Consider the following 15,309-nt stretch of genomic DNA (forward strand, 5'->3'; position numbering starts at 1 on the left):
TGACCAACAACACACCAAATCTCCAAGTCTTGGCTGTGTGCTCGCGTCCCTGTGCGGTTCCCGGAAAACAGCCGGCAACCGTACAACTGAATACTTACCGCACGTCCGCAACGTTACGTGCTCAAGAGCTCGGCCTGCCACCGGCAGCGCTGAAGAAACTTGCGGCGGTTATGGCGGAGGGGAGACACCCGGTCCCATCTCGAACCCGGAAGTTAAGCCCTCCAGCGCCGATGGTACTGCATGGGAGACTGTGTGGGAGAGTAGGTCACCGCCGCAATCAACATCAGGAAAGGCCCCGGACATCGTCCGGGGCCTTTCCGCATTTCCGGGGAATTTCCCCTGCCGTTTCGGTGGGTCGCCTGGCTTCGCCCCGCACGGATGCGCCGGGTTCAGTGGACGGTGAAGTGGAGCTGGTCGGTGGCGAGGCGGGTGAGGCGGGGGCCGTCGATGTCGTGGCCGAGGCCGGGCTGGGTGAGGGGGACGGCGACGACGCCGCCGTGGGCGCGCAGCGGCGGTGTGAGGTATTCCGGGCCGCCGACGAACTCGGTGATGTCGCTGGGGAGGGTGCAGCCGGGCAGACTGGCGAGGGCGACGGATGCGGCTTTGCCGATGCCGAAGACGCCGGAGCCGCCGCACCAGACGTCCCAGCCGGCGGCGTAGGCGCGGTCGTGGGCGCCGCGGGCGGTCGTGAGGCCGCCGAGGCGGCTGACGCGGAGGCTGAGGGCGCGGCCGGCGTCCATGGCGATCGCGGCGTCGAGGGCGTCGAGGTCGCCGATGTCGGGTGCGACGGCGGCGCGGACGGAGCGTTGCAGCACCGCGTGGGTGGCGAGGTCGGCGAAGGGGCGCTCGATGGCGACGAGGCCGTACTCGTCGAGGGACTCCAGTGCCGCGAGGTGTTCGGGGGTGTCGGTGTAGGAGCGGGACCCGTCGACCTGGAGGGCGAGGGTGGGGTAGGCCTGCCGGACGACGCGCAGTGGTTCGACGTCCCAGCCGGGGCGGATCTCCAGGGTGACGCGGGTGTGGCCGCCGCCGACGTACCGGTTGACCAGTGAGGGCAGCCCGTCGAGGTGCGGCTGGCAGGGGATGCGGGCGCCGGTGACGACGGACGTGCGGGTGCCGCCGAGGGCGTGGGCGACGGGGACGCGGTGCACGCGGCCCCACAGGTCCCAGGCGGCGATCTCGACGGCGGCGGTGGCGCGCGGCCCGCCGAGGGCGCAGAGCCCGCCGAGGTCCTCGGGCCGCTCCCATTCCAGGCCGCGCAGGGCCGGTCCGAGCCGCTGCGCGAGGTCGGTCCACGTCCCGTCGTCCAGGAGGGCGCTCTCGCCCCAGCCGACGGTGCCGTCCTCGGCGGTGAGGCACACCAGGGCGCTCTCGGGACGGCGGCCGCGGTGCAGCGCGACCCGGTAGGCCCGGAACTCCACGATGGTGGGCACTGTCCCCGCCTTTCGTCCCTCGTCGCCGGCGCTCTCGCCTTTCATGATCTCATGTCCCGCACCCGCCTCCCGAAAGCCTAACAAGTGCTCGGTAGGGTGACCGTATGACGATTCCCCAGTATCCGCAGGGCCGAGGTCTGCTCACCGGCAAGGTCGTCGTGATCACCGCGGCGGCGGGCGCGGGCATCGGCGGCGCCACCGCCCGCCGCTGCCTGGAGGAGGGCGCCTCGGTGGTGATCAGCGACGCCCACGAGCGCAGGCTCGCCGGGTCGCTCGAGGAGCTCGCGAAGGAGTTCGGCGCGGACCGGGTGGCGGCGCTGCCCTGCGACGTGACCGAAGAGGCGCAGGTCCTGGCGCTGTACGAGCACGCCAAGGCGACCTTCGGGCGCGTCGACGTCGCGGTCAACAACGCGGGTCTCGGCGGCACCGACGAGCTCGCCGACATGGCCGACGAGCGCTGGGAGCGGGTCCTGGACGTCACCCTCAACGGGACGATGCGCTGCACCCGCGCCGCTCTGCGCCTGATGCGCGAGCAGGGAACCGGAGGCGCGATCGTCAACAACGCCTCGGTCGTCGGCTGGCGGGCCCAGCGCGGCCAGTCCCACTACGCCGCCGCCAAGGCCGGGGTGATGGCGCTGACCCGCTGCGCCGCGCTGGAGGCGGCCGACCACGGGGTGCGGATCAACGCGGTCGCGCCGTCCCTGGCGATGCACCCGCACCTGGTGAAGGTGACCAGCGAGGAACTGCTCGACGAGCTCACCTCCCGCGAGGCGTTCGGCCGCTACGCCGAGCCGTGGGAGGTCGCCAACGTGATCATCTTCCTGGCGGGCGACCAGTCGTCCTACCTGACCGGAGAGGTGATCTCCGTCAGCAGCCAGCACCCCTGAGCGGGCGCGGGTTCAGGAAGGGCAGGCCTCGTCCAGGGAGACGGGCCGGGCGGGATCGGGGGACGTCGGGCTCGCCGTGGCGGGGGCCGCCGTCCGCACCGCGGCTGTCGGGGCCTGGCGTCCGGGCTTCGCGACCGCCCGCGCGGCCCGCGCCCGGATGAGGTCGTAGTCCGGTCCGGCCGGGTCGATCAGGGGAGGCACGAACGGGAGGCTGGTGATGCGCCCCCGGCTCTTCACCTTCTCGGCCAGCTCCAGGAAGGCCGGCAGCAGGGAGGGCGGGATGTCGGTGGAGACGGTGCGCCGCGCGGCCGTCACCAGCTGCTGGAAGCGCGGGAGGAGCCGGTGCGGCTCGGCCTGGCGGGCCATGGCGCGCATGAGGCACTTCTGACGGGCCATGCGGACGTAGTCATCGCTGCCGGTCCGGGACCGCCCGTACCACAGGGCCTGGGTCCCCGTCAGCCGGTGGCGCCCGGCGGGGAGCAGCCCCTCGTCCCGCCTGCCGTAGGCGATGTCCTCGGGGATCGTCACCTCGACCCCGCCCATCGCGTCGATGAGCATGGCGAACCCCCGCATGTCGACGAGGACGTGGTGGTGCACCGGCTGCCCGAGGACCGCCTCGACGACGGGGCGCAGCAGGGCGGGGCCGCGGCTGTCGCGCGGCACCCCCGGCACGACCTCCGGGTGGTCCTCGGCGTACTGGTAGACCTCGTTCAGCATCCCCGGTGTCATCGGCCCGTCGCCGGCGAACCCGTCGGGGAAACGTTCGCGGGCGGGTCCGGGCGGCATCGGTACGCGTTCGAGGTTGCGGGGGAGGCTCATCAGGACGGTGTCGCCGGTGCGGGTGTCGACGCTGGCGAGGGTGATGCTGTCGGTGCGCACCCCGAACCGGTTGCGGCCGGCGTCCCCGCCGAGCAGCAGGACGTTCAGCCGGGGCAGGCCCGCCCAGGGGCCCGAACGGCCGTCGGCCCTGGCGTGGTCGGACGACGTGAAGATGGAGAGCAGCGCGCCCCGGTAGAGGAAGGTGGCGTGGGCGACGACGACGAACGGCGTGGAGACGGCCAGGCACAGCAGGAGCACCACGCCGGAGGCCGCGGCCCGCCTCGGCGCGGGCATCCTCGCGGGCCGCACCAGGAACCAGGAGCGGACGACGACGCCCACCCACACCGCGGCAAGCACGAGGCCGGCGGTCGCGGTGACCGCCAGCCAGCCGGGGCTGAACGCCAGCCTGAGCAGCTGCGGCCGGTGGCCGAGGGGCACGGTGGCGGCCAGCCCGGCGATCGCCGTGTGGCAGACCAGGAGCGCCGCGCCGGTCCGCACGCGTCCCGTCCGCAGATGGGCCACCCCCCACAGCAGGGTGGACGCCGCGGTCAGCGCCAGGGCGCTGGGCAGCCCGTCCCGCCGTCGCCGACGTGCCATGCGCGGATCCCCCTCCCGCAAGATCAAGTCCGGGAGGATCAGCGTGAGCCATCCGGGCGCGGTGTGCCAGTCACGTCACGGCGTGTCACCGAAGGGAATGCTCACCAGCTGCTCGACAGCGGCATCCCCTCGGCGTAGCCCGAGGCGCTCTGCACCCCGACGACGGCCCGCTCGTGGAACTCCTCCAGCGTCGCCGCCCCCGCGTAGGTGCAGGAGCTGCGCAGCCCGGCGACGATCCAGTCGACGAGGTCCTCCACTCCGGGGCGCTGCGGGTCGAGGAACATCCTCGAGGTGGAGATGCCCTCCTCGAACAACGCCTTGCGGGCCCGGTCGAACGGGCTGTCCTCGCTGGTGCGCAACCGCACCGCGCGGGCGGAGGCCATGCCGAAGCTCTCCTTGTACAGCCGCCCGCCGGCGTCGTGCTGCATGTCCCCGGGCGACTCGTAGGTGCCCGCGAACCAGGAGCCGACCATCACGTTGGACGCGCCCGCGGCCAGCGCCAGCGCCACGTCGCGCGGGTGCCGCACGCCCCCGTCGGCCCAGACGTGCCGGCCCAGGCGGCGGGCCTCGGCCGCGCACTCCAGGACGGCGGAGAACTGCGGCCGGCCCACGCCCGTCATCATCCGCGTGGTGCACATGGCGCCGGGACCCACCCCGACCTTGACGATGTCGGCGCCCGCGGCGACCAGGTCGCGCACGCCCTCGGCGGTGACGACGTTCCCGGCCGCCACCGGCACCTGCGGGTCCAGCCCGCGCACCGCCTCCAGCGCGCTGATCATCTTCTCCTGGTGGCCGTGCGCGGTGTCCACCACCAGCAGGTCCGCCCCGGCCTCCAGGAGGGCCTTGGCCTTGCCCGCGACGTCGCCGTTGACCCCCACGGCCACCGCGATCCGCAACCGCCCCGAGGCGTCCACGGCGGGCCGGTAGAGGGTGGCCCGCAGCGCTCCGGTGCGGGTGAGCACGCCCACCAGCCGCCGCCGCCCGTCCACGACGGGCGCCAGCCGGTGCCCGCGCCCGTGCAGCACCTCGAAGGCCTCCTTGGCCTCCACGGCGTCGGACAGCGTCAGCAGGTCGCGGGACATGACGTCGCGCAGCTGGGAGAAGCGGTCGACGCCCTGGCAGTCGGCGTCGGTGACGATGCCGACCGGCTCGCCGTCCTGCACGACGATGACGGCGTTGTGGGCGCGTTTGGACAGCAGTCCCAGCGCCTCCCCGACGGTGTCGCCGGGCCCCAGCGTGAGGGGCGTGTCGAACACCAGGTGGCGCGACTTCACCCAGCGGACGACGTCGGAGACCACCTCGATCGGGATGTCCTGGGGGATGACCGCGATCCCGCCGCGCCGGGCGAGCGTCTCGGCCATCCGGCGGCCGGAGACGGCGGTCATGTTGGCGACCACGAGCGGGATCGTCGTCCCGCTGCCGTCGCGGGTGGCGAGGTCGACGTCCAGCCGGGACCCGACCGAAGAACGCGCCGGGACCATGAAGACGTCGTTGTAGGTGAGGTCGTGAGCTATCCGCTCAGCGTTGAGCAACCGCAAGGCCCTGCCAATCCGTCGGGGACACTCCTGCTGTGATCCTCCTACCCGCGGGCGCCGGTTTCGACGAGGCCGGACGGCGGGTACCGGGAAATCCTCCCGGAAGACCTTGACATCCTTTGTTAGATCATTGCACTTTTCTTACATGGCCGTCTTACAGGACGGCTGACGGGGGAGTCGGGGTTTTGGGACACGGAGAACGCACGATGCGGGTGAGGCTCCTCGGCCCGGTCGAGCTGTGCGGCGAGCACGGGACGGTGCCGGTCGGGCCGCGGGCGCGCGCGGTGCTGGCCGCGCTGGCGCTCGACGCGGGCCGGCCGGTCGGCGTCCAGCGTCTGGTGCGCGCCGTCTGGCCGCGCACGCCTCCGGCGACCGCCGTCACCCAGATCCAGGGGTGCGTGTCGGCGCTGCGCCGGGCGTTCGGGCCGGCGCGTGAGCTGCTGGTGACCTGCTCCCCCGGCTACCTGCTGGCGCTGGACGCCGACGCGGTGGACGCGCTGGACTTCGCCCGCAAGGCGGGCCTGGCCCGCACCGCCGCGCGGCGCGGCGACGACGAGCGGGCCGCGCTGCTGCTGCGCCAGGCGCTGGGCGGCTGGCGCGGCCCGGCGCTGGAGGGCGTTCCCGGCCTGTACGCCGAGGCCGCGCAGCTGGAGGAGCAGCGGCTGCTCGCCCTGGAGGCGCGGATCGAGGCGGACCTGGCCAGGGGCGGGGCCGCCGAGCTGGTGCCCGAGCTGACGGCGCTGTGCGCCGGGCACCCGCTGCGCGAACGCTTCCACGGCCAGCTCATGACGGCGCTGGCCCGGTCCGGGCGGCGCCCCGCCGCACTGGAGGCCTACCGCAGGCTGCGCGACGCGCTCGTCGGCGAGCTGGGCCTGGAGCCGGGCCCCGAGCTGCGCCGCATCCAGCGCGACGTGCTGGCCGGGCCCGAGCCCGCGGAGACGACGCTGCCGTACGACCCGGCGGACTTCACCGGCAGGACCGCCGAGACGCTGCGGGTCACCGAGGCCGTCACCTCCTCGGCGCTGCCGATCGTGGTGATCAGCGGCCGGCCCGGGGCGGGGGCCACCGCCCTGGCCGTGCACGCCGCCCACCAGCTGCGGCGCCGCTTCCCCGACGGCTGCCTCTACACCGACCTGCACTTCACCGCGGAGCCGCTGGAGGTGCTCGGCCGGCTGCTGCGCATGCTGGGGGTGGCCGAGCCGCCGCCGGGACGCGCCGAACGAGCCGAGCTGTACCGGGCCCGCACCCGGGGTCGGCGCCTCCTGATCATCCTCAACGACGCCTCCGCCGAGCGGCAGGTGCTGCCGCTGCTGCCGGGCGGCGGCGGGCCGGGGGTGCTGGTGACCGGGCGCAGCAGGCTCAGCGCGCTGCCGGGGGCCGTCCACGTGGAGCTGGAGCCGCTGCCGCCCGAGGACGCGCTGGAGCTGCTGGCACGGGTCGCCGGGTACGCCAGGGTCGCCGCCGAGCCGGAGGCGGCCCTGCGGCTGGTGGAGCTGTGCGACAGGCTCCCGCTGGCGGTGCGGGCGGCCGCGGCGCGGCTGGCGGGCAAGCCGCACTGGCGGCTGGCCGACCTGGTCTTCCGGCTGGCGGACGAGGACCGGCGGCTGGGCGAGCTGGCGCACGGCGACCTGGACGTCAGGCCGGGGCTGGCCGCCAGCCACGCGCGGCTCTCGGCGCGGGCGCGGCGGGTGTTCGCGCGCCTGGCCGACGGGTCCTTCGACCGGGGCGAGCCGGACGACCTGCTGGAGGAGCTGGTCGACGCGCGTCTGCTGGAGGTGGTCAGGTGCGAGGACAGCGGCCGGATGAGTTTCCGGCCGCCCGGTCTGGTCCGGTGTTTCGCGCGTGAACTGACCGCCAGGACAGAAGTGGGAAACACCACCGATGAAAGAAGCTGATCGCCGGTGCTGTTCCGTTGCGGCGGACTCCACCTTCACCGTTTTTTCGGATATTCAGTCGCCCCTGACCACCGCTTCGGCGGTAGTGGAACGGGGCAAACACGAGCAAGATCAAAATTTCCCACGAACGGCCGGAAAATGTAAGGATCTTGCATCACTTCCTTCAAGGTCCGACCGGCCTCGAACCCCCATGACAGGAGGACTCCCCGTGCTGGATGCAGTGGACTCCGTGCTGGTCCGCGAGCTCCAGCGGGACGGCCGGGCGACGTTCCAGGCTCTCGCCGATCGCGTCGGGCTCTCTCGCACAGCCGTCCGTGCCCGCGTGCAAGGACTGCTCGAAGACGGCATCGTCCGTGTGGTGGGCATCGTGCACGCCCAGGTCATCGGTGCCGGCGCGGTCGGCCATCTGGCCGTGGTCAGTGCCGGGCCCGCACGAGACGTCGCCCTCGAGCTGGCCAAGCAGCCCGCTGTCTGCTTCGCCGGCCTGACAACCGGCCCGCATGCCGTCGTCGCCGAGGCGCGAGCCCGCGACGACGAGGCCCTCGCCGTCGTCGTCGACGACATAAGACAGTTGCCGGGGGTCGCCTCCGTGGAGGTGTTCCGCTCGGTCGACGTGGTCAAGGACGCCCACTCGGTGGTGCGCCCGCTGGGAGAGGTGGTGCTCGACGACATCGACTGGCGGCTGCTGCAGGAGCTGCAGCGCGACGGCCGCGCCCCCTACACCAGGCTCGCCGGGATCATCGGGCTCTCCCAGGCGGCCACGAGAGCCCGGGTGGTGCGGTTGATGCGCTCGGGGGTGATCCAGGTGACCGGCCTGGCCGCCCCGGCCGCCCTGGGCAACCTGGAGCTCGCCACGTTCGGCGTGGTGGCCGGCTCCGCGGCCCGCCGGGTGGCGCGCGAGCTGGGGGGCCTGGAACCGGTGCGCTACCTGTCCTCGGGCTTCGGCAGGTTCGACCTCATCGGGCGGATCGAGGCGGGCTCGCCCGCGGCCCTGGTGGACGCGCTGGACTCCGTGCGGGCGGTGGACGGGGTGCAGGACCTCGACTCCTGGCACGTGCTGGACATCGTGAAGGAGTCCTACGCCGCCGACCTGCCCGACCGGTGACCGAGGCGCCCTCCTCGCGGAGGGCGCCGCGTCAATCGTCCACGTAACTAGTTACAACCGGTGACTTTCCGGCATGTACCAGCTACGGGGCCGCGGTTGCCATACCGTCGGAGCATGAATCTGCGGCAGTTGCGCTACGTCGTGGCCACCGCCGACCACGGCACGATGACGTCGGCGGCACAGGCGCTTTACGTCGCTCAGCCAGCTCTCTCCCGGGCCGTGCGGGAGCTGGAACGCGAACTGGGCACGGAGCTGTTCGCGCGGTCCGGGCGGGGGGTGGTGCTGACCACGGCGGGGGAGCAGGTGGTGCGCCAGGCCCGGATCGCGCTGGAGGCGGTCGACGCCATCGAGGCGGTGAGCCGGGCGGGCGGCAGGGGCGCCGAGCTGCGCATCGCCGCCACCCCCACGCTGGAGCCCGAGCTGACCGGCAGGCTGCTGCCGCGCTTCGCCCGGGACCAGCCGGCCGTGCGGGTCAGGGTGGTGCGCTGCGAGGGCAGGGAGGCGGTCGGGGCGGCGGTCCGCACCGGCCGGGCCGACCTGGCGGTGACGGACCTGCCCGTCCCCGGCGACCTGGCGGCCCACCCCCTGGAGCAGCGGGAGGTGGTGCTGGTCTCGGGGCCTGCGCTCAAGCTGCGCGACCCGGTGCCGCTGGCGGCGCTGGACGGGCTGCGGCTGATCATGCCGACCCGGGGCACCGCGCGGCGGGCCGAGCTCGACGCCATGCTGGCCCGGATCGGCGCGAGCGCGGTGGTGGCGGTGGAGTCCGACGAGCGCGGCTCCTGGCCCGGCTGGGTGCGGGCGGGCCGCGGCTCCCTGCTGTGGTACCGCAACCAGATCGAGGACACCGAGGGCCTGGTGGTGCGGTCGCTGATGCCGCCGATCACCCGCACCATCGGGCTGGTGCACGCCCACCGCGCGCTCACCCCGGTGGCCCGCGAGTTCCTGGCCTACGCCAAGGAGCACCCCGGCTGACGGGGCGGGCGCGCGGCGGTCAGCGCCGGCCGTCGCGCAGCGCCGCCACCCGCTCCAGTGCCCCGCGCGCCCCGGCCACGTCGTGCACCCGGAACACCCGGGCACCCTGCCACGCCGAGACGCCCAGCACGGCCATCGTGCCCACACCGCGCTTGTCCACCGGGCGGCCGAGGGTCTCGCCGATGAAGTCCTTGTTCGACACCGCCACCAGCACCGGCCAGCCGGTGGCGACCAGCTCGCCGAGCCGGCGGCTGATCTCCAGCGACTGGCGGGTGTTCTTGCCGAAGTCGTGGGCGGGGTCGATGAGCAGGGACTCCCGGCGCACCCCCAGGGCCAGGGCGCGCTCGGCCTCGGCGGTGACGTGCGCGACGACCGCTGCCACCACGTCGTCGTAGCCGACCCGGTGCGGGCGGGTGCGGGGCGCCTGGCGCCCGGCGTGCGCGCAGACCAGGCCCAGGCCGTGCTCGGCGGCGACCGCGGCCAGCTCGGGGTCGGGCCCGCCCCAGGTGTCGTTCAGCAGGTCCGCGCCGGCCCTGGCGACCGCGTCGCCGACCTCCGCCCGCCAGGTGTCGACGCTGATGACGACGCCGGGGTGGCGCTCGCGCACGGCGGCCACGGTGTCCACGACCCGCCGCAGCTCCTCGGCGACGTCCACCTCGTCGCCGGGTCCGGCCTTCACCCCGCCGATGTCGATGATGTCGGCCCCCTCGGCGACCGCGCGGTCGGCCGCGGCCAGCGCGGCGTCGAAGGCGTAGGTGGCGCCCCGGTCGTAGAAGGAGTCCGGGGTGCGGTTGAGCACCGCCATGATCGAGTATCCGGCCAGGTCACGCCCGCCGAGGCGGAGCGGCGCGGTGCGCCCGTCGCCTTCCATAGCTGCTCCCGAAGTCGTCTTTCTCCGATGGGTTCCGAGGGTCACACAACCGGCCGCCGGTGCGCGAATCGTGTCCTCGATGATGAATCTCATTCGGCTCAGCAGGACCCCGGTCTACTCAGAAGTATCTATGTGTGGATAACCTCGTCTTTCACACGATTTATTGTGTTTCTTCCAGATAGGCCGTGCCTTCGGGTACATCAGAGGGGGGTTCCGCTGACCAGGCGAGCGCTCATCACCGGTATCACCGGCCAAGACGGCTCCTACCTCGCCGAGCACCTGCTCGAACAGGGTTATGAGGTCTGGGGACTGGTACGCGGACAGGCCAACCCCCATGTCGCGAGGCTGCGCAAGCACATCGGCGATGTGAAGATCATCACGGGTGACCTGCTGGACCAGGGCTCGCTCATCTCCGCCGTCGAGCAGGCACAGCCCGACGAGGTGTACAACCTCGGCGCCATCTCCTACGTCCCGATGTCCTGGCAGCAGGCGGAGCTGACCGCCGGGGTCACCGGCATGGGCACGCTGCGGGTCCTGGAGGCCATCCGGGTCGTCAGCGGGATCGGCGGATCCCGCACCGTCGACCCGCGCTCCCAGATCCGCTTCTACCAGGCCTCGTCCTCGGAGATGTTCGGCCAGGTGCGCGAGACCCCGCAGAACGAGCTGACGCCCTTCCACCCGCGCAGCCCGTACGGGGTGGCCAAGACCTACGGCCACTTCATCACCATGAACTACCGCGAGTCGTACGGGATGTACGCCGTCAGCGGCATCCTGTTCAACCACGAGTCGCCGCGGCGCGGCGCGGAGTTCGTCACCCGCAAGGTCAGCCTCGGCGCCGCCAGGATCAAGCTGGGGCTCGCCGCGGAGCTGCGGCTGGGCAACCTCGACGCGCGCCGCGACTGGGGCTTCGCCGGCGACTACGCCAAGGCGATGCGGCTGATGCTGACCCAGGAGACCCCCGAGGACTACGTCATCGGCACCGGCGTCACCCGCTCGGTGCGCGAGCTGGTGGAGCTGGCCTTCGCCACCGTCGGGCTGAACTGGGAGGACCACGTCGTCCTGGACTCCAGGTACACCCGGCCCGCCGAGGTCGACCTGCTGTGCGCCGACCCCAAGAAGGCGCGCGAGCAGCTCGGCTGGGAGCCCGAGGTGACGTTCGAGGAACTGGTGGCGATGATGGTCGAGTCCGACCTGGCGCTGCTGTCCTTCTCCAACCGCCCCGAGGCGGAACCTTTCAGTCCCGACCACTGGTGACGGTAGAAGGTTCCTGATACCGCGCTGGCCCGCATCGGCCAGCGGCTTGTCCCGCGCGAGAGCGCTCCCGCAGCGTGGGGGCATGTGCGTAGATCATGAACTGCCCGCGGCGGTGGCCCGGACGCTGGAGGCCTACCGGGCCGTCGTCGCCGAGCACGGCGCCAACTGGAAGGAGTCGTCCCGGTCGCTCTACGGGCCGCTCGTCCCCTACCTGAAGTTCGTGCGGCACACCCGGCTGCTGGCCGGGCCGGTCACCGCCGCGCTGGCCGAGGGCCGCTCGCTGACCGAGGCCATCGACGGCGCGGCGGAGGGCGACCTGGCCGCGGCGTTCCGGGACGCGCTGGGCGGCCGGGTCCCCGACGGGGTCGTCGTGCTGCGGCTGACCCCCGGCGGGCCGCAGGTCGAGGCCTCCGGGAACGTCCAGCCGGTCCTGCGGGGGGAGAGCCTGGAGCACCTGCTGCTGGTGGAGTCGAGGCTGGACGCCGAGGTCCTCGTCGAACCGTTCGGCACGGTGCCGCCCGGCGGTTGCGCGGTCTGGGAGGTCCTGCTCGGCGCGGCCCCGGGCTTCCTCGTCGTCGACGGGACACCGGTCGAGATGCCGGCCGTCGCCAGGGAGGCCGAGACCGCCACCCTGCGGGTGCGCTCGCCCGCCACGTGCCGCTGGTCGGTGCTCAGCCCGCAGGGGCGCGGCTGGTTCCCCGAGGACGCGCTGCGCAAGTGGGACGCCCGGGACCGCGCCTACTTCCACGCTGAGGAGGCGATCCTCGACGTCCCCGCGGGCGAGCTGGAGGTCGTCGCCGCCCGGGGGATGGACCACGAGGTGCAGCGGACCAGGGTCGTCCTGGAGCCAGGCGGGGAGGCCGTGGTCGAACTCGACCCCGCGCCGTCGCGCGACCCCGCCGCGGACGGCTGGTACGGAGGGGACCTGCACCTGCACTTCAACTTCGCCGGGGACCAGGTGGCGGGGCCCGTGGAGGCGGCGCTCATGCAGCGGGGGGAGGCGCTGCACATGATGAACCCGCTGGCCGCCAACGCCACGACCTCCTTCGTCTACGACCGGGAGGCGTTCGTCGAGTGGCTCGGCCGCGACCTGCCGTGGTCGGCCCCGGATCTGGTCGCCCGGATGGGCACGGAGTACCGCAACGACCTGCTCGGCCACTTCGCGGCCTTCGGGCCGCTGTCCGAGCCGTCCCGCTACTACGCGGGGCACGCCGAGTCGGACTCGCCAGCCGACTCGCCCTCCAACGCCCACATGTGCGCCGAGCTGCGCCGCAGGGGTGCCGTCATCATCTGGGCGCACCCCCTGACCGCGGACGCCGAGGACCCGCTGGACGTGCTGTTCGGCGGGGGCAGCCGCTCCTGCGAGGCTCGTGAGCTGGTGGTCGACGCGGCGCTGGGCCTGGTCGACGGGCTGGACGTGCTCAACCACCTGTCCTGCACCGGCACCGCCCGCATCTACCGGCGGCTGCTGGGCGCGGGCGTGCGGCTCGCGGCCACCGCGGGCACGGACGTGATGCTCTCCTACAGCCGCCTGGGCACCTACTCCAACCCGCCGGGCTGGGCCCGCGTCTACGCCCGCCTCGACGGCCCGCTGAGCGTCGCGGCCTTCCAGGACGCCGTCCGGGCCGGACGCACCTTCGCCACCAACGGGCCCTGGCTGACCCTGGAGGCCGAGGGGCAGGGGCCGGGCGCCCTGCTGGACGTCGAACCCGGGCGGACCGTGCGGGTCGTGGCCACCGCCACCGGAGCCGACCGGCTGAGGGTCCACGACGCCGCGGGTGTCGTCGCCGAGGGGCAGGGCCGGTTGGACTTCGCCTACCGGGTGGACGAGCCCACCTATCTGGTGGCCGAGGCAGACGGGGAGCCGCGTCCCGACGACCTCGACCCGCGGGGGCGCTACGCGCACACCAGCCCCGTCCAGCTGAACGTGTCGGGCCGCTCCGTGGCGCGGGCGGAGGACGTGCGCTGGTGCCTGGAGTGGCTGGACCGGCTGGAGGCGCTGATCCGGGAGCACGGCAAGGACCCCGACCGCTCCCTGTTCGACCTGCTGGAGCAGGCCAGGGCCCGCTACCGGTCCCGGATCAGCCCTTGACGCACACCAGCTGCCGCAGATGGGCGACGACCTTCACCAGGTCGCTCTGGGCCTCGATGACGGAGTCCAGGTCCTTGTAGGCGCCGGGGATCTCGTCCAGGACACCGGAGTCCTTGCGGCACTCCACGCCCCGCGTCTGCTCCTCCAGGTCGGCCACGGTGAAGCGCTTGCGCGCCTGGGTGCGGCTCATCCTGCGGCCCGCCCCGTGCGAGGCGGAGTTGAACGCGTCCTCGTTGCCCAGGCCCCGCACGATGTACGTGCCCGTGGCCATGGAGCCGGGGATGATGCCCAGCTCGCCCCGTCCTGCCCGGATCGCACCCTTGCGGGTGACGATGACGTCGACGCCGCCATAGGTCTCCTCCGCCACGTAGTTGTGGTGGCACGAGATCGGCTGGTCCCACCGCACCCGGTGCCGGGGGAAGCAGGCGGTGACGGCGTCGACGGTGAGCGCGAGCATCACCGCGCGGTTGCGCCGGGCATACTCCTGCGCCCAGTACAGGTCGCGCCGGTAGGCGTCCATCTCCGCGGTCCCGGTGAGGAACACCGCCAGGTCCCGGTCGGGCAGGTCCTGGTTGTGCGGCAGTTTCGCGGCGGCCCCGATGTGGTGCTGGGCCAGTTCGTTGCCGATTCCCCGGGAACCGGAGTGGAGGACGACCCAGACCGCTCCGGAAGTGTCGGAGCACAGCTCCCAGAAATGGTTGCCCGAGCCCAGCGAGCCCATTTGCGACCTGGCCTTGCCCAATTTCTCGGACCTCCCGCGGACGGCCGGGTGCAGTTCCTCGAAACCCTTCCAGAATTCGTACCAGCCGCGTTCGCGCAGCCCCGGGACCCCCGAGGGGTCCACCGGGGTGCGGTGCGCGCCGCGGCCCACCGGCAGCACCCGCTCCACCCTGGAGCGCAGCCGTCCCAGGTCGTCGGGGAGGTCGGCCACGGTGAGGTCGCTGCGCACAGCGGTCATGCCGCAGCCGATGTCCACGCCCACCGCCGCGGGGGAGACCGCGTCGCGCATGGCGATGACCGACCCGACCGTGGCGCCCTTGCCGTAGTGCACGTCGGGCATGACGGCCAGCCCGTGGATCCACGGGAGGCCCGCCACGTTCTCCAGCTGGGCGAGCGCCTGTTCCTCGACCTCGGCGGGATCGGCCCACATCCGGATCGGGACGGTGCCCCCCGGCAGTACCTGGTGGGACAACACCGGCTCCTTTGTCTTGGTTTCCTGTGAGATATTCAGGGACCATAGAGACACAGCCGGTAACAGATGATCAAATTGTTTTTATTCCGCGCTACAGGTCGGGGTCGTGCGGCTGGGCGCCTTCCATCGGCCGCAGCGGCTGGCGCTGCGGGACGATCATCATGGAGAAGTCGGCGGTGGCGACGATGCGGTCCTCCAGGTCGGTGATCCGGCACTCCACGATCACCAGCTGCCGGCCCGTCTTGATCACCTCGGCGCGGGCGTGGACCACGTCGCCGTGCGGGCGGCCGAGGTAGCGCACGTGCAGGTCGGCGGTGACGAGGCTCTGCTCGCCCGGCTTGAAGCCGCTGCCGCGGGCCGCCGCGCTGGCGGCCGCCACGTCGATGAGGGTGGCGATCGCCCCGCCGTGCAGGTTGGCGGTGCTGTTGAAGGCCTCCTCCCGGACGGGCATCGCCACGACCGAGTGCCGCTCGCCGATCTCCACGAGGTCCAGGGCCAGCAGGTGGTGCAGCGGCGTGTTGCGGCGCAGCTGCGCCCGGATGAACTCCTGGTCGGCCTCCGGCAGGTCCGCGACCCTGATGGTGCCGCCGTCCGGTGTCCACTCGCTCATGGTCCGCTCCTCTCCGTCCCCGGTGGCTTCCGCGGGAGGACCATTAT

General features: G+C 73.0%; 12 protein-coding genes and 1 rRNA gene. 7 read left to right on the top strand and 6 right to left on the bottom strand.

Translation table 11 applies throughout. The annotated features are described in order from the left end of the window. Positions 1–160 precede the first annotated feature (160 nt). Positions 161–277 (top strand): 5S ribosomal RNA (gene rrf / locus C2865_RS37530). Positions 278–389: 112 nt separating this feature from the next. Here the strand turns inward: rrf and C2865_RS37535 are convergent. Beyond that, positions 390–1,433 (bottom strand): enolase C-terminal domain-like protein, encoded by a 1,044-nt coding sequence (locus C2865_RS37535; protein WP_106403543.1) that lies wholly within the window; start codon positions 1,431–1,433, stop codon positions 390–392. Between the two features lie 104 nt (positions 1,434–1,537). Between C2865_RS37535 and C2865_RS37540 the strand changes: the two genes are divergently transcribed. Further along, complete coding sequence (locus C2865_RS37540; RefSeq protein ID WP_106403544.1) at positions 1,538–2,320, top strand: SDR family oxidoreductase; 783 nt, start codon at positions 1,538–1,540, stop codon at positions 2,318–2,320. A gap of 12 nt (positions 2,321–2,332) precedes the next feature. Here C2865_RS37540 and C2865_RS37545 read toward each other — a convergent pair whose 3' ends face one another. Then, a complete protein-coding gene (locus C2865_RS37545; protein ID WP_232836036.1) occupies positions 2,333–3,736 on the bottom strand; it encodes an LCP family glycopolymer transferase in 1,404 nt (467 codons plus the stop codon). A gap of 101 nt (positions 3,737–3,837) precedes the next feature. Continuing rightward, positions 3,838–5,274 (bottom strand): GuaB1 family IMP dehydrogenase-related protein, encoded by a 1,437-nt coding sequence (locus C2865_RS37550; RefSeq protein WP_106403545.1) that lies wholly within the window; start codon positions 5,272–5,274, stop codon positions 3,838–3,840. A 203-nt stretch (positions 5,275–5,477) separates the two neighbouring features. Here C2865_RS37550 and C2865_RS37555 point away from each other — a divergent pair, with 203 nt between their 5' ends. The 3 genes from C2865_RS37555 (at position 5,478) to C2865_RS37565 (ending at position 9,243) form a co-directional block, all read left to right on the top strand. Further along, positions 5,478–7,166 carry an AfsR/SARP family transcriptional regulator gene (locus C2865_RS37555; RefSeq protein ID WP_106403546.1) on the top strand — a complete coding sequence of 563 codons (1,689 nt, stop codon included), beginning with the start codon at positions 5,478–5,480 and terminating at the stop codon, positions 7,164–7,166. A gap of 208 nt (positions 7,167–7,374) precedes the next feature. Next, positions 7,375–8,271 carry an Lrp/AsnC family transcriptional regulator gene (locus tag C2865_RS37560; RefSeq protein ID WP_106403547.1) on the top strand — a complete coding sequence of 299 codons (897 nt, stop codon included), beginning with the start codon at positions 7,375–7,377 and terminating at the stop codon, positions 8,269–8,271. A 114-nt stretch (positions 8,272–8,385) separates the two neighbouring features. Further along, positions 8,386–9,243: a LysR family transcriptional regulator gene (locus C2865_RS37565; protein WP_106403548.1), complete on the top strand. Its 858-nt coding sequence runs from the start codon at positions 8,386–8,388 to the stop codon at positions 9,241–9,243. A gap of 19 nt (positions 9,244–9,262) precedes the next feature. On the opposite strand, the gene folP is transcribed toward C2865_RS37565, so the two are convergent. Then, entirely contained in the window at positions 9,263–10,114 is an 852-nt protein-coding gene (folP, locus tag C2865_RS37570; RefSeq protein ID WP_106403549.1) for a dihydropteroate synthase, read from the bottom strand. 165 nt (positions 10,115–10,279) lie between these two features. On the opposite strand from folP, the gene gmd reads away from it, so the two are divergent. Together gmd and C2865_RS37580 are read left to right on the top strand one after the other, a co-directional pair. Next, positions 10,280–11,368 carry a GDP-mannose 4,6-dehydratase gene (gmd, locus tag C2865_RS37575; protein WP_456297949.1) on the top strand — a complete coding sequence of 363 codons (1,089 nt, stop codon included), beginning with the start codon at positions 10,280–10,282 and terminating at the stop codon, positions 11,366–11,368. A gap of 82 nt (positions 11,369–11,450) precedes the next feature. After that, positions 11,451–13,460, top strand: a complete 2,010-nt coding sequence (locus C2865_RS37580) for a CehA/McbA family metallohydrolase (protein ID WP_157964081.1) — start codon at positions 11,451–11,453, stop codon at positions 13,458–13,460. Here the strand turns inward: C2865_RS37580 and C2865_RS37585 are convergent. After that, positions 13,450–14,610: an RtcB family protein gene (locus tag C2865_RS37585; RefSeq protein ID WP_106403627.1), complete on the bottom strand. Its 1,161-nt coding sequence runs from the start codon at positions 14,608–14,610 to the stop codon at positions 13,450–13,452. The two genes, C2865_RS37580 and C2865_RS37585, sit on opposite strands and share 11 nt — an antisense overlap. 133 nt (positions 14,611–14,743) lie before the next feature. Then, positions 14,744–15,262: a PaaI family thioesterase gene (locus tag C2865_RS37590; RefSeq protein ID WP_106403551.1), complete on the bottom strand. Its 519-nt coding sequence runs from the start codon at positions 15,260–15,262 to the stop codon at positions 14,744–14,746. Positions 15,263–15,309: the final 47 nt, after the last annotated feature.

Source organism: Actinocorallia populi (genome assembly GCF_002995495.1).
Lineage (GTDB): Bacteria > Actinomycetota > Actinomycetes > Streptosporangiales > Streptosporangiaceae > Actinocorallia > Actinocorallia populi.

Coding starts and splice junctions, on each gene's coding strand:
- C2865_RS37585 (WP_106403627.1), bottom strand. CDS start 14,610: ATGTGGGCCGATCCCGCCGAGGTCGAGGAACAGGCGCTCGCCCAGCTG.
- C2865_RS37590 (WP_106403551.1), bottom strand. CDS start 15,262: ATGAGCGAGTGGACACCGGACGGCGGCACCATCAGGGTCGCGGACCTG.
- C2865_RS37580 (WP_157964081.1), top strand. CDS start 11,451: ATGTGCGTAGATCATGAACTGCCCGCGGCGGTGGCCCGGACGCTGGAG.
- C2865_RS37540 (WP_106403544.1), top strand. CDS start 1,538: ATGACGATTCCCCAGTATCCGCAGGGCCGAGGTCTGCTCACCGGCAAG.
- C2865_RS37565 (WP_106403548.1), top strand. CDS start 8,386: ATGAATCTGCGGCAGTTGCGCTACGTCGTGGCCACCGCCGACCACGGC.
- C2865_RS37555 (WP_106403546.1), top strand. CDS start 5,478: ATGCGGGTGAGGCTCCTCGGCCCGGTCGAGCTGTGCGGCGAGCACGGG.
- C2865_RS37545 (WP_232836036.1), bottom strand. CDS start 3,736: ATGGCACGTCGGCGACGGCGGGACGGGCTGCCCAGCGCCCTGGCGCTG.
- folP (WP_106403549.1), bottom strand. CDS start 10,114: ATGGAAGGCGACGGGCGCACCGCGCCGCTCCGCCTCGGCGGGCGTGAC.